Below are 13,890 nucleotides of genomic sequence, written 5' to 3'. Positions count from 1 at the left end.
AGGCCGGTCGAGGCGCACGACAGCAGGCACCTTCTGTCTGCTCCGGATGGTCTGCCTCAGTGCTCGGGGCCCGCCCCCGAGTCTGGACCGACGCAGCGAAGGAGCGTAGCGACTGCGCGGAGGAGGGAAGAATCGGGGTCACAGGGCCTCGACCCGCGGCGCCGGAGGCGCCGCAAACAGACACTGCATTATCCTGCTCGGGTGGCGATATCCAAGGTCGAGCGCCTGATGAATCTGGTCATCGCGCTGCTGTCGACTCGGCAGTTCCTGACTGCGGAGCGTATCCGGGAGAGTGTCGCGGGCTATGAGGACTGTGCCAGCGACGAGGCGTTCAGCCGGATGTTCGAGCGGGACAAGAACGAGCTCCGGGATCTGGGCATACCTCTCGAGGTGGGCCCGTCCGGTCGTTTTTCCACGGTGGAGGGTTACCGGATCAACCGGGACGCCTACGAGCTGCCGGATATCGATCTGACCAGTGAGGAGTCGGCGGCGGTGGCGGTGGCTCTGCAGATGTGGGAGTCGCCGGAGTTGGCGGCGGCCGCGGCGGGGGCGCTGCTGAAATTGCGGGCGGGGGGTGTGCACGTGGAGACCGATACCGCGTTCGCGGCCATTCCGGCGGTGCCGGCGCGGACCCGTGGGTCCGAGCCGGTGCTGGGGAAGTTGCTCGCGGCGATCGATGCCGGGCAGGCGGTGCGGTTCGAGCATCGTGGTACCAGTAACGCGCCGTTTCTGATGCGGGATGTCGAGCCCTGGGGGGTGGTGACGTGGCGGGGGCGCTGGTATCTGGTGGGGCACGATCGTGACCGGGATGCGGTGCGGACGTTCCGGTTGTCCCGGATCGGGGAGGAGATCACCGCGTACGGGCCGCGTAATGCCGTGCATCCGCCGGCGGGGACGGATCTGCGGGAGATCGTGACCCGGGTGACCGGTAGTGCGCCGGTCACCGGGTCGGCGACCATCTGGGTGGCGCAGGGCCGGGGCCGGGATCTGCGCCGGATCGGCGATGTGGTGGGTAGCCGGACCGTCGGTGAACGGCCGGGCAGTGTGCTCGAGGTGCCGATTCGATCGCAGCATTGGCTGGCCCGGTTGATCACCGGGTTGGGCGCCGATGCGCTGGTGCTCGAACCGGCGGAGTTGCGGGCCGATGTGGTGGCGCGGTTGCGTTCGGTGATCGACCGGACGGAGGTGGCGTTGTGAGCACGCGGTTGTCGGCGCGACTGTCGCGGCTGCTGAACATGGTCCCGTATTTCGTGGCCAATCCGGGGATCAGTGCGGCGGAGGCCGCGGCCGATCTGGGGGTCACGACCAAGCAGTTGATGGCCGATCTGAATCAGCTCTGGATGTGCGGGCTGCCCGGCTACGGTCCCGGTGACCTGATCGATCTGTCCTTTTCGGAGGAGAGCGTGCAGGTCACGTTTACCGCGGGGATCGAGCGGCCGTTGCGGCTGACCTCGATCGAGGCGACGGCGGTGCTGGTGGCGCTGCGGTCGATCGTCGACCTGCCGGGCATGGTGGATCCGACCGCCGCGCATTCGGCCATCGCCAAGCTCGAGGCGGCGATCTCCGGCGCGGCGCCGGCCGCGGACGCGGGGGCCGTTCCGGTGGGCGACCTGCCCGCCGAGGCGCCGGCGGTGACCACGGTGCGGTCCGCGGTGGCGGCGCGCCGGGCGCTGCGACTGGAGTACTACTCGGCGAGCCGCGATGTGGTGTCGGACCGGGTGGTCGATCCCATCCGGATCGTCGCCGTCGACGACAACAGCTATTTGCAGGCGTGGTGCCGGGAGGCCGAGGGGGTGCGACTGTTCCGGTTCGACCGCATCGAGTCGGCGGCCGAACTCGACGAAGCGGCCCGCCCGCCGCGGGAGGCGCGCGATACGGAGGCGGGGCTGGATCTGTTCCAGGACGATCCCGCGGTCCCGTTGGCGCGGCTGCGGATCGCCGCCGATCACGGCTGGGTGCTGGACCAGTATCCGATGCACCGGGTGGCGGTGCACGCCGACGGGAGTATCGAGGCGACCATGCGTTTCGCCACACTGGACTGGATGGCGCGGTTGGCGCTCGGGTTCGGATCCGGGGTGACCGTGCTGGGTCCGCCCGATCTGGTGGCGGCGGTCCGGGAGCGCTCCGATGCCGCCCTGGCGGCATATGCGGCCGCGGGGCTCGACGAGCCCGCCTGACAACCGGAGGACCCGCCACGCGCCCGCAACCACCGGATGCGGTGGTGAACGGCGGTCTACCGGCGGGTGACGTGCGGGCATCTGCCCCAGGTTGCGTTCGATGCGCCTGTCTGGGCAGGTAGCATCGGAAAGACCACAGTCTTGGGAGGTAACCACAATGGGCAGTCTGAGCATCTGGCACTGGCTGATCATCGCGGCGCTGTTCGTGGTGTTCTTCGGCGCGAAGCGGATGCCCGACGCGGCCCGCAGTCTCGGCCGGTCGTTGCGCATCTTCAAGAGCGAAGTGAGCGAGATGCACAACGACGGCAAGCCCGCCGGCACCGCGACCACGCAGCCCGCACCGGAACTGCCGGCCGGCCGGGAGGCGGCGCCGCAGGCGACGGAGACGCGGAGCGAGTCGAAAACGCTCTGAGCCCGTATTCGCGGGTCCGGGCGCACCCGGACCCCGATACGACGCTGTCGACCCGGCGCTGCCGACCGGGCCCTGACCGAACACCGGGCGGAGTATCGCCGGGGCACCGGGCAGCGCCGCAGGCCGAGCGGAGCGAGGCACGCTGATACGAGGGCATCCACACACCATGCGAATTCCGTTCGACCCCCGGCACAGCAAGCGCCGGACCAATCCCGATGGCACCATGTCCCTGGTCGACCATCTGCGGGAGTTGCGCACCCGGCTGTTGATCTCGCTGGCGGCCGTGCTGGTCACCACGATCGTGGGTTTCCTGTGGTACGCGCATTCGTTCTTCGGCCTGGAGAGCCTCGGCGAGATTCTGCGCGGCCCCTACTGTTCGCTACCCGATTCGGCGCGTGCCTCGCTGACTCCCGGCGGTGAGTGCCGCCTGCTGGCCACCGCACCGTTCGAGCAGTTCATGCTCCGGTTGAAGGTCGGCCTGACCGCCGGTGTGGTGCTGGCCTGCCCGGTCTGGCTGTATCAGGCATGGGCGTTCATCACGCCGGGTCTGTATCCGAAGGAACGCAGGTACGCGGTCGGTTTCGTGGTGACCGGCTCGTTCCTGTTCGTCGGCGGCGCGGTGCTGGCCTACTGGGTCATCTCGCACGCGCTGAGTTTCCTGCTCAGTATCGGCGACAATGTGCAGATCACCGCGCTCAGCGGGTCCCAGTACTTCAGCTTCATCATTCAGCTGCTGATCATCTTCGGCGTCAGTTTCGAGACTCCGCTGCTGATCGTCGGTCTCAACCTGATCGGGGTGCTGCCGTACGAGAAGCTGAAGGCCTGGCGGCGCGGCATCATCTTCGGTCTGTTCGTGTTCGCGGCGATCGTCACCCCGCAGGACCCGTTCTCCATGCTGGCGCTGGCACTCGCGCTGACCGTGCTGTTCGAGTTCGCGGTGCAGTTCGCCCGGTTCAACGACCGGCGCCGGGCCCGGATCGAGGCGCAGCAGCTGGGCGCCCTCGACGATGAGGATGCCTCGCGTATCGAGGCGCCGACCTCGGTCGATCCGGCCACACCCATTCCGTCGGCCGATACGGTGCCCGCCCCGGAGCGGACCGGTCGCCCGACCACGGACTATTCGGACACACTCTGACCGCTGCGGGCCCGTCCCCGGAAATTATCGGCGCGACCGGTGTCGGATTCCTCGATTAGTCTCGGAGCCGTGACACCGAACGCGTCGCTGACCGCCGAACTGTCCCGGTTCGCCGCCCAGCTGACATTCGAGCTGGACCCCTTCCAGCGCCAGGCCTGTACCGCCCTCGAGCAGGGGCATGGGGTACTCGTCTGCGCGCCCACCGGCGCCGGGAAGACCGTCGTCGGCGAATTCGCGGTGCATCTGGCGTTGGCGTCGGGCGGGAAATGTTTCTACACCACGCCCATCAAGGCGCTCTCGAACCAGAAGTTCGCCGATCTCACCGAGCGGTACGGCCGGGGTCAGGTGGGTCTGCTCACCGGCGATCAGTCGATCAATGCCGATGCCCCGGTGGTGGTGATGACCACCGAGGTGCTGCGGAACATGATCTACGCCTCGTCCGACGCCTTGCGCTCCCTGTCCCATGTGGTGATGGACGAGGTGCACTACCTGGCCGACCGGTTCCGCGGCGCGGTCTGGGAGGAGGTGATCCTGCACCTGCCGCCGGAAGTGCGGCTGGTGAGCCTGTCGGCCACGGTGTCCAATGCCGAGGAGTTCGGCGCCTGGATGGAAACCGTGCGCGGTAATACCGCGGTGGTGGTGGACGAGACCCGCCCGGTGCCGCTGTGGCAGCACGTGATGGTCGGGCGCCGCATGTTCGACCTGTTCGACAGCGAATCCTCCGACCAGCGGGTGCTGGTCGATTCGGATCTGGTCCGCTACATCAAACAGCGGGAGAGCGCCGACCGGATGGAAGGCTGGGGTGGTCCGCGCGGGCGGGGCGGGCCGCGGCGGTTCTTCCGGCCGCTGCCCCGGCCCGAAGTCCTGGCCCGGCTCGACGAAGAGGGCCTGCTCCCCGCGATCACCTTCATCTTCAGCCGGGCCGGCTGTGACGGCGCGCTGGCCCAGTGCCTGCGCTCCGGGCTGGATCTGGGCGGCGCGGCCGATCCGGAGGTCGTCGACGCGATCATCGACAAACACACCGGCGAACTGCCGCGCGCCGACCTCGAGGTGCTCGGCTACTGGGAGTGGCGGGAGGCGCTGCACCGCGGCCTGGCCGCCCATCACGCCGGAATGCTGCCCGCGTTCCGGCACACCGTCGAGGAATTGTTCGTCAAAGGGCTGGTCCGGGCGGTATTCGCGACCGAGACGCTGGCGCTGGGGATCAATATGCCCGCGCGCACGGTGGTGCTCGAGCGTCTGGTCAAGTTCAACGGCGAGACCCACGCCGAACTGACCCCGGGGGAGTACACCCAGCTCACCGGGCGGGCGGGCCGGCGCGGTATCGACGTGGAGGGCCACGCGGTCGTGCTGTGGCAGCCCGAGGTCGATACCAGCGCGGTCGCCGGTCTGGCCTCCACCCGCACCTATCCGCTGCGCAGTTCCTTCAAACCCGGCTACAACATGTCGATCAACCTGATCGACCGGCTCGGCGCCGAGGAGGCGCGGCTGCTGCTGGAGCGTTCCTTCGCCCAGTTCCAGGCCGACCGGTCGGTGGTCGGTCTGGTCCGCGGTATCGAACGCAACGAGAGCCAATTGCGTAAACTCGCCGTCCAGCTCGGCGGCGAGGACGGGGACTTCCTGGAGTACTTCGGGCTGCGGGAACGGATCAAACAGCGCGAACGACAACTCAACCAGCAGACCCGCACCGACCGGCGCACTGCCGGTGTCGCCGCCCTGACCGAACTACGCCGCGGCGATGTGGTCGCCATCGGCGCCGGGCGCCGGGCGGGCCTGGCCGTGATCCTGGAACCCGACGCCACCCCCGGTGATCCGCGCCCGCTGGTGCTCACCGAGGACAAATGGGCGGGCCGGGTCTCGGTCGCCGATTTCCCGGTGCCGGCCCAGCCGCTGGGCCGGATGCGTTTACCGCGCCGGGTGGACCATCGCACCGCGCGGACCCGCCGCGATCTCGCCTCGGCGCTGCGCAGCACCGGGATCATCGCGCCGCACCGCCCCCGCCGGGACAAACGGGCCGCGGGTGCCGACGATCCCGAACTGGGCGCCCTGCGCCGGGCGCTGCGGGCCCATGCCGCCCACACCCGGCCTGATCGGGAGCAGCTGGCCCGGGTCGGGGAGCGCTACAACCGGGTGGCGCGGGAGACCGAGTCGATGCGGCAGAAGGTCGCGACGACCACCAATTCGCTGGCCCGCACCTTCGACCGGATCGTCGGGCTGCTGGAGGAACGCGGTTTCGTGCACCAGGGGGAGGTCACCGCGGACGGGCGGCGGCTGGCCCGTATCTACGCGGAGAGCGATCTGCTCGTGGCCGAATGTCTGCGGCAGGGGCTGTGGCGCGGACTGGGCCCGGCCGAACTGGCGGCCGTGGTGTCGATTCTGGTGTACGAATCGCGTTCGGAGGGCGGGTATCTCGGCGCCACCGGACCGACCGCGCCGATCCGCCGCGCGGTCGCCGACACCATCGCCGAGTGGTCACGGTTGCGCAACGACGAGTCCGAGCACCGGCTGGCCCCCAGTCGCGAACCGGATCTCGGGTTCGTCGGCGGTATCTACAAATGGGCGCGCGGGGACGCACTGGCGGATTCGCTGCTGGCCAGCGGCGATCAGGGCACACCGCTGTCGGCGGGGGATTTCGTGCGCTGGTGCCGGCAGGTGATCGATCTGCTCGACCAGATCCACACCACCGCAGACGATACCGAGGTCGCGGCCACCGCGGCCAAGGCCGTCCGGGCGATCCGGCGTGGTGTCGTCGCGGTGGACGCGGCATGAGAGAGTCAGGCCCGGAGGCGGTAGCGGAGCGTAACCACGCAGGGTCCTCGCTCATGCCTCGGTAGGCACAGCGTGAGACCATCGATTGTGATTTGATTTCAACCGCACGCGGGGGGCTACCGTGTGTTGGACAATGCGAGTGGAGGCAACCAGATGAGCGGGCCGTACGGACCGAACGACGCCCCGGGCACCGGGGAGGGACGTAACGATCCCACCCAGGTCTGGGGTGGGCAGCAGCCGCCCGGCGCGGCGCCGCAGTGGGGGAACCAGCCGCCCGCGCAGCCTCCGGTGCCCGACCCGCAGCAGGCGCAGCCCACCCAGCAGTGGGGCAGCGATCAGGGTGGTCAGCAGTGGCAGCCCGCCCCGCCCCCGCAGCAGCAGTGGAGCCAGCCGCAGCCGCAACCGCAGCAGCCCCAGCCGCAGCAGTGGAACGACCCCAATCAGCAGCAGTGGGGCCAGCAGCCCCAGCAGCAGTGGGGCGATCCGAATCAGCAGCAGCCACAGTGGAGCGATCCGAATCAGCAGCAGTGGGGGCAGCAGCCGCAGCAGCAGTGGGGTCAGCCGAATCAGCAGCAGTGGGCCGGTCAGCAGCAGCCGTCGGGCGGTGGTAAGAAAACCGGCGTCATCATCGGCGTGGCCGTGCTGGTGGTGGTGCTCGTGGTCGGCGCGGTCGTGGGCATTCTGACCCTCACCGCCAAGGACCAGCTGGACCAGGCCGCCGTGCAGACGGGCGTGGCGCAGGTCCTCGCGGATTCCTACGGTATCGACGACGTCAAGGATGTTCAGTGCCCCGCGGGCCAGGAGGTCGCGGTGGACGCCACGTTCACCTGTGATCTGAAGGTCGGTGGCGAGGCCAAGAAGGTCAACATCAAGATCACCAAGGACGACGGCACCTACGAAGTCGGCCGCCCGAGCTGATCTTCTCGCCGAACGAACCCGCCGGACGCTGCCCTCCGGCGGGTTTTCGCTGTCCCGGGCCGGTCAGGAGCAGTTCGCCAGCGCGGTGATCAACCGCTCGACCGGACTCTCCGCGTTGTAGGCGCGGGCGAGCTCCCGCAGCGCGTCGGTATCGGCCGGGATCGGATGCAGAGTGTCGGGCCGGGACAGGATCACATCGGCGTCGCGCACCACCCGCACCACCGGCGCCGCCGCGTCGAGATAGTCGGCGGCCGTGCGTAATTTGGTCCGGACGCCCTGGGCCAGGTCGGCCGCGGGATCATCGACCGCCGCCCGTAGCGCCTCGAGGGAACCGAACCTGCTGATCAGGGTGGCGGCGGTCTTCTCGCCGATCCCCGCGGCGCCCGGGAGCCCGTCCGACGAATCCCCGCGCAGCGTCGCCATATCCGCGTAGGCCGGGCCCGCGTTCTGCTCCGGGACGCCGTATTTCGCCGCGACCTCCACCGGCCCGAACAACTCGGCCTTGGCCAGGCCGCGGCCCGCGTACAGCACCCGCACCGGCGGTTCGGGGGTATCGCGGACCAGCTGCAGCAGATCCCGGTCGCCGCTGACCACGATCACCGGGTCGGTGAGCTCGGTGGAGGCCAGCGTGCCCAGTACATCGTCGGCTTCCAGGCCCTCCGCACCGCCCGTGGCGATACCGGCGGCGGCCAGCACCTCGAGGATCATGTCGACCTGCGGAGTCAGCCGGTCCGGTACTTCCTCGGCGCCCGGTGCGGCCGTGGCGGAGGTGTCGAGACGATGGGCCTTGTAGGTGGGTACCAGATCCACTCTGAACTTCGGCCGCCAGTCCAGGTCCAGGCACACCACGAGCCGGGCGGGGCGATGCCTGGTGACGAGGGAGGCGACCATATCGGTGAACCCGCGCAGGGCGTTCACCGACCGGCCGTCGGACGCGGTGAGCTTGTCCGGGATCGCGTAGAAGGCCCGGAACCACAGACTCGCGCCGTCCAGCAGCAGCAGGGGACGCGGCGTGGATTCGGTCGTAGTCACCCGGTGAATCTACAAGGACCCACCGACGTATCCGATGTGCCGCCCCCCGGGTGCGAGGTAGGTTCGAGGTCATGAGCGCGCACACGGAGTCACGGTTCGCGGCGGAGGTCTACGGGCAGCGATTGGAGCGGGCGGTCCAGTTGATCCGCGACGCCCATCTCGACGCCCTGCTCATCACCCCCGGCCCGGACCTGCGGTACCTCATCGGATCGGCGGCCCAGTCGTTCGAACGGCTGACCTGTCTGGTGATCACCTCCGACAAGGCCACCCCCTCGGTGGTGATCCCGAAGCTGGAGGTGTCGGCCCTGCAGGAGTCCGCGGTCGACGAACTCGGCCTGCGGGTCCTGGACTGGGTGGACGGGGTGGATCCGTATCAGCTGGTCCGGTCGGCGCTGCACATCGGCTCCCGCGTCGCGGTGGCCGATTCCATGCCCGCACTGCATCTACTGCCGCTGGCGCACAGTTTCAGCGGGCTCCCGGTCTCGGCGACCCCGGTCCTGCGCGAATTGCGCATGATCAAGGACGACGCCGAGATCGCGGCGCTGCGCCGGGCGGGCGCGGCCATCGACCGGGTGCACGCCCGGATGGGGGAGTTCCTGCGGGTCGGGCGGACCGAAGCCGAGGTCGGTAGGGATATCACCGCCGCCATCGTGGCCGAGGGCCATACCGAGGCCGCGTTCGTGATCGTGGGCAGCGGGCCCAACGGCGCCAACCCGCACCACGAGGTATCGGAGCGCCGGATCGAGGCCGGTGACGTGGTGGTGATCGATATCGGCGGTCCGGTGGAGCCCGGTTACTACTCGGATTCAACCCGGACCTATGTGCTGGGCGAACCCGGTCCGGAGATCGCCGCGCGCTGCGCCGAACTGGAACGTGCCCAGGCCGCCGCGGTGGCCGCCGTGCGTCCCGGTGCCCGCGCCGAAGCCGTGGACGCCGCCGCCCGCGAACCGCTGGAAGCCGCCGGGTTCGGGCCCGCGTTCGTTCACCGGACCGGGCACGGGATCGGCCTGTCGGTGCACGAGGAGCCCTATATCGTCGCGGGCAACGACCTGGAACTGCGGCCGGGTATGGCGTTCAGTATCGAACCCGGGATCTACTTCCCGGGCGAATGGGGTGCCCGGATCGAGGACATCGTGGTCGTCACCGAGGACGGCTGTGTGGCGATGAACGAGCGCCCGCACGGGCTGACCGTCCTGCCGGCCGACAGCTAGCCGGCCCGGCGTTCAGGCCTCGCGCAACCGGACCCCGCACAGCACCCGCTGGACCTCGATGGCCAGCACCACCCGGGTCGGGTTCTCCCGCGGCACCCGGTAGCGCTCGGCATAGCGCCGTTCGGCTTCCCGGACGGCGGCCGGATCGTCGAGGACGACCGCCGGACCCTCCAGGGTCAGCCAGCGCGCACCGTCCACCTGGCCGACGGCGGCGTAACCCGACCGCCGCACATTACGGGCTTTCACCGAAGCGCCGTCGGTGATGATCCGGGCCAGCCCGGCGTCGGGATCCCAGGTGAACCCCACCGGCACCATGTGCGGGGTGCCGTCGGCCCGCATAGTCGTGAGGGTCGCCAGGTGCCGTTCGGTGAGGAACTCGACGGCCGCCGGGGACAATTCGGCAGTACGCAGCGTCATGGATCGACCGTAGCGGGTCGCCGCGCGCGCCCGGCACGTCTCCCGGTTCCGCACCTCGCCGTGTGCGGATGACAGACTGAGCGCATGGTTGTGCGTCGAACACGAGGGATCGACCCGGGCACGGTGCTGGTGCTGGGTGGACGCAGTGAGATCGGTCTGCAGGTGGCGCTGCGGCTCGCGCCCGGGCGGGCGGTGGTGCTGGCCGCGCGACGCTGCGAGGATCTGGACGCCGAGACCGCGGCGCTCACCGCCGCCGGCGCGACCGCGGTGCATCCGGTGGAGTTCGACGCCGACGACACCGCGGGTCATCCCGCCCTGCTCGGCAAGATCGCCGCCGACTACGGGCCGATCGGGGTCGCGGTGCTGGCCTTCGGGGTGCTGGGCGACCAGTCCCGCGCCGAGGCCGACCCCGCCCACGCGCTGGCGGTGGTACACACCGACTACACCGCCCAGATCAGCGTGCTGACCGTCCTGGCCAACGAGATGCGGTCCCGGGGCAGCGGTCAGCTGGTGGTGTTCGGTTCGGTGGCCGGGGTCCGAGTGCGGCGGGCCAACTATGTCTACGGATCGGCCAAAGCGGGGTTGGACGGATTCGCCTCCGGGCTGGCCGACGCGCTGCACGGTAGCGGGGTGCAGTTGCTGCTGGCCCGGCCGGGCTTCGTGGTGGGCAAGATGACCGAGGGGATGAGTCCGGCGCCGTTCTCCAGCACGCCGGACCAGGTCGCCGCCGCGGTGGTGACCGCGCTGAACCGCCGCTCGGCACGGGTGTGGATCCCGGGAATACTGCGTCCGGTGTTCTTCGGCATGCGCCTGCTGCCGCAGGCCGTCTGGCGGCGGCTGCCCCGGTGACCGCCGACCCCGCGCTCTCCGGGGCGGGGCACCCGATTCCGGTGGTGGGTATCGGCGCCGACGGCTGGGCGGGGCTGCCCGACCGGTCCCGGCAGGTCCTGCGCGACTGCGCGGTGCTGTTCGGTTCGGCGCGCCAGCTGGCGTTGCTCCCCGGTGAGGTGACCGCGCGGCGGGAACCGTGGCCGTCACCGCTGGTTCCCGCGCTGCCCGGGCTGCTGGCCGAGCATCGGGAAACCCGCCTCGGGGTGGTCGCCAGCGGCGATCCCATGTTCTACGGGATCGGTGTCACCCTCGCCCGGCTGCTCGGGCCCGGCGCGTTGCGGGTGTTCCCGCAACCGTCGGCGGCCTCGCTGGCGTGTGCCCGGCTGGGCTGGCCGGTGGCCGAGGTGGGGATCGTCAGCGTGGTCGGCCGGCCGCTGGAGCGGTTGCTGCCCGAACTGGCGGACGGCCGACGGCTCCTCGTACTCAGCGCCGACGCCGATACGCCCGAGCGGATCGCGGAGTTGCTGCGACACAACGCGTTCGGTCCTTCCGCGCTGACCGTGCTGGAACAACTGGGCGGGCCCACCGAACGCATGGTGTCCGGAACCGCCGCCACCTGGCGGGAGCCCGCGGGCGACCCCCTCAATATCGTGGCCGTCACCGCGGCGGGCGAACCCGGGCGCACCCGCCTCACCCGGCTGCCCGGCCTGCCGGACGACGCCTACGGCGGGGACGGGCAGCTCACCAAGACCGAGATCCGGGCGCTCACGCTGGCGGCGCTCGCTCCCGGACCCGGGGAAACGCTGTGGGATATCGGCGGCGGTTCGGGCAGTATCGCCATCGAATGGTGCCGCACCGATCCCGCCTGCCGGGCGGTCACGTTCGAGATCCTGGCGCGGCGCCGGGCGCAGATCGCCGCCAATGCCGTCGCGCTCGGCGTACCCGGTATCGAGGTGCGTGGCGAGGCGGTGGCCGAACTCGCCGGAGACGCGGTGGCCGGCGATCCCGACGCGATCTTCCTCGGTGGCGGGCTCACCACACCCGCGCTGTTCGAGCACTGCTGGTCCCGATTGCCCGCCGGCGGCCGGCTGGTGGCGAACGCGGTCACCGCGGAATCGGAGGCACTGCTGCTGGACTGGGCCGGGGCGCACGGGGGCGGTCTGCGCCGCTTCCAGGTCTACCGCGGGGAACCGCTGGGGCGTTTCACCACATGGCGGCCCCAGCTACCGGTGACCCAATGGTCGGTGGTCAAGGGCCGGTCCGGCGAGACTTCCCGTATGTGACAACACGAATGGACGAATCGGGCATCGGGAGTAAGGTCACGGGGGTTCCTAGCGTGGGTCACGCGGATTCGCGCGCGACGGGGAGATCGATAGTGAAATACAAGAAGTTCGCCGCGACCGCGATCATGGCGGCGGCGGCCACCGGTATCGCCGCGGGCACGGGCTACGCGGCGCCCGCTCCGACGGCGCCCGCTGTCGAGCAGCAGCAGAACGCGGTTCCGGAGGTCACCGGTCACGATCGCGGCGTGGACTACACCCTGGCACTGGCCGAGGCCGGAAAGTCGCTGGTCACCACGGTTTCCGGCGGTGCGTTCAGCCTCGACGCCGCCAACGACGCGGTGGTGCTGAGCAATGCCGCCGGGGAGCGGCTGACCAGTATCCCGCTCACCCAGGCCACCAATGGCCAGGTGGTCTCGATCGCCGCCACCCTCGACGAGGACAACAGCCGGCTGACGCTGACCCCGCGGGCCACGCCGGTCGCGGGCGCGCCGTCACAGGCGCAGTTCATCGGGGCCCAGCAGTGGTTCATGAGCGAACTGCAGGCGGCCTCGCTGGGTGCGGCCGTGGGCGCCGCCATCGGCGCGGCTGTCGGCCTCCTGTTCCTGGGTGTCGGCGTCATCCCGGGCGCCATCATCGGCGCGGGTATCGGCCTCGCGGTCGCCGGCGGCCCGCCGCTGCTGGATTCGGCCATCGCCTACTTCAGCGGCCAGCCCTGAGAATTCTGCTGCTGGGCGGCACCGGGGAAGCCCGGGAACTCGCCCGGCTGCTCACCGGCGAGCGAGAACACGAGATAGTGTCCTCGCTCGCCGGTCGGGTTTCCGAGCCGATCCGGCCCGCGGGCGAGGTGCGGATCGGCGGATTCGGCGGTGCCGAGGGGCTGCGCGAATGGCTGGCGGACAACCGGACGGAACTCGTCGTCGACGCCACCCATCCCTTCGCCGAGAAGATCACCGCCAATGCCGCGCAGGCCACCGCGCGACTCGGACTGCCCATGATCCGGTTGAGCCGTCCGGGCTGGACCGCCGGCCCCGGCGACCGCTGGTACCGGGTCCCCGATCCGGCCGCCGCCGCGGACACCGCCGCCGGACTGGGGGACCGGATACTGCTCACCATCGGCCGTCAGGGGGTGGCGGCCTTCGCCGGCCATGCCCGGCCCTGGTTTCTGATCCGCGCCATCGACCCGCCGACGGGTGAACTTCCCGCACGGCACGAAATACTGTTGGCCCGTGGGCCTTTCACGGTCGCCGAGGAATCGGAACTGCTGGCCCGGCACCGGATCGATGTCGTGGTCACCAAGGACAGCGGGGGTACGGCGACCGCCGCGAAGCTCACCGCCGCGCGCGCCGCCGGGCTTCCGGTGGTGGTCGTGGACCGTCCACCCGTGCCGTCCGGTGTCACGGTGGTGGCCACGGTCGGGGAAGCGCGAGAAGTTCTGTCCGCGTGGGACGCCGAGGGCCGGGGTGGGCGGCCGGGCGGAACGCCGTGATCGATGTCGGGTCCCGCTTCCGGACGGCACCCGGTCCGGCCGGATGTGCTCGGCGCGGTCGGCCGTTCCACCCCGCGCTCGGCGGAATCCGCCGGTCGGTGCCGTTCGGCGGTCCCGCGTTCGACCTCGTCGGTGGCCGGCGGCAGCGGCGGCACCCGCGCGGTGTCGTCGAAGGCCAGCCCGTCGAGGAACTGTTCGGCTTCGGCGGCGCTGCGCGGG

The 13,890-nt window shown here is 70.5% G+C and carries 13 protein-coding genes; 11 read left to right on the top strand and 2 right to left on the bottom strand.

The window, feature by feature from the left end; all coding sequences use genetic code 11:
• Positions 1-201: 201 nt before the first annotated feature.
• The 6 genes from IG75_RS0112060 to IG75_RS0112035 all read left to right on the top strand — a co-directional run bounded on the left by IG75_RS0112060 (position 202) and on the right by IG75_RS0112035 (position 7,411).
• Positions 202-1,197, top strand: a complete 996-nt coding sequence (locus IG75_RS0112060) for a helix-turn-helix transcriptional regulator (RefSeq protein WP_030521318.1) — start codon at positions 202-204, stop codon at positions 1,195-1,197.
• Positions 1,194-2,177: a helix-turn-helix transcriptional regulator gene (locus IG75_RS0112055; protein WP_030521317.1), complete on the top strand. Its 984-nt coding sequence runs from the start codon at positions 1,194-1,196 to the stop codon at positions 2,175-2,177. Before IG75_RS0112060 ends, IG75_RS0112055 begins: the two co-directional genes overlap by 4 nt.
• 157 nt (positions 2,178-2,334) lie before the next feature.
• Positions 2,335-2,589: a Sec-independent protein translocase subunit TatA gene (gene tatA, locus IG75_RS0112050; RefSeq protein WP_030521316.1), complete on the top strand. Its 255-nt coding sequence runs from the start codon at positions 2,335-2,337 to the stop codon at positions 2,587-2,589.
• 166 nt (positions 2,590-2,755) lie between these two features.
• Positions 2,756-3,724 carry a twin-arginine translocase subunit TatC gene (tatC, locus tag IG75_RS0112045; protein WP_030521315.1) on the top strand — a complete coding sequence of 323 codons (969 nt, stop codon included), beginning with the start codon at positions 2,756-2,758 and terminating at the stop codon, positions 3,722-3,724.
• A 69-nt stretch (positions 3,725-3,793) separates the two neighbouring features.
• Positions 3,794-6,493, top strand: a complete 2,700-nt coding sequence (locus IG75_RS0112040) for a DEAD/DEAH box helicase (protein WP_030521314.1) — start codon at positions 3,794-3,796, stop codon at positions 6,491-6,493.
• A 153-nt stretch (positions 6,494-6,646) separates the two neighbouring features.
• Entirely contained in the window at positions 6,647-7,411 is a 765-nt protein-coding gene (locus IG75_RS0112035; protein WP_030521313.1) for a DUF4333 domain-containing protein, read from the top strand.
• A gap of 63 nt (positions 7,412-7,474) precedes the next feature.
• Here the strand turns inward: IG75_RS0112035 and IG75_RS0112030 are convergent, their stop codons facing one another.
• The gene (locus tag IG75_RS0112030) at positions 7,475-8,443 is read right to left on the bottom strand and encodes a 5'-3' exonuclease (protein ID WP_030521312.1); all 969 of its coding nucleotides are present in this window, start codon (positions 8,441-8,443) and stop codon (positions 7,475-7,477) included.
• 71 nt (positions 8,444-8,514) lie between these two features.
• Between IG75_RS0112030 and IG75_RS0112025 the strand changes: the two genes are divergently transcribed.
• Positions 8,515-9,654, top strand: coding sequence for a M24 family metallopeptidase (locus IG75_RS0112025; RefSeq protein WP_030521311.1), 1,140 nt, complete (start codon positions 8,515-8,517; stop codon positions 9,652-9,654).
• A 12-nt stretch (positions 9,655-9,666) separates the two neighbouring features.
• On the opposite strand, the gene IG75_RS0112020 is transcribed toward IG75_RS0112025, so the two are convergent.
• Positions 9,667-10,071 carry a pyridoxamine 5'-phosphate oxidase family protein gene (locus tag IG75_RS0112020; RefSeq protein WP_030521310.1) on the bottom strand — a complete coding sequence of 135 codons (405 nt, stop codon included), beginning with the start codon at positions 10,069-10,071 and terminating at the stop codon, positions 9,667-9,669.
• A gap of 84 nt (positions 10,072-10,155) precedes the next feature.
• Between IG75_RS0112020 and dprE2 the strand changes: the two genes are divergently transcribed.
• From dprE2 to IG75_RS0112000, 4 genes are all read left to right on the top strand, one after another.
• On the top strand, positions 10,156-10,920 hold the full coding sequence (dprE2, locus tag IG75_RS0112015; protein WP_030521309.1) for a decaprenylphospho-beta-D-erythro-pentofuranosid-2-ulose 2-reductase: 765 nt from the start codon (positions 10,156-10,158) through the stop codon (positions 10,918-10,920).
• Positions 10,917-12,185, top strand: coding sequence for a bifunctional cobalt-precorrin-7 (C(5))-methyltransferase/cobalt-precorrin-6B (C(15))-methyltransferase (locus IG75_RS0112010; RefSeq protein ID WP_030521308.1), 1,269 nt, complete (start codon positions 10,917-10,919; stop codon positions 12,183-12,185). Before dprE2 ends, IG75_RS0112010 begins: the two co-directional genes overlap by 4 nt.
• A 92-nt stretch (positions 12,186-12,277) precedes the next feature.
• A complete protein-coding gene (locus IG75_RS0112005; protein ID WP_030521307.1) occupies positions 12,278-12,901 on the top strand; it encodes a DUF8020 domain-containing protein in 624 nt (207 codons plus the stop codon).
• Positions 12,898-13,671 (top strand): cobalt-precorrin-6A reductase, encoded by a 774-nt coding sequence (locus IG75_RS0112000; RefSeq protein WP_030521306.1) that lies wholly within the window; start codon positions 12,898-12,900, stop codon positions 13,669-13,671. The genes IG75_RS0112005 and IG75_RS0112000 overlap by 4 nt, the downstream gene beginning before the upstream one ends.
• The last annotated feature ends 219 nt before the right edge of the window (positions 13,672-13,890 follow it).

The organism is Nocardia rhamnosiphila NBRC 108938, from assembly GCF_000720425.1.
GTDB lineage: Bacteria > Actinomycetota > Actinomycetes > Mycobacteriales > Mycobacteriaceae > Nocardia > Nocardia rhamnosiphila.
The sequence above is the reverse complement of the archived record's forward strand: the minus strand, read 5'-3'. Positions and strand labels throughout refer to the sequence as shown.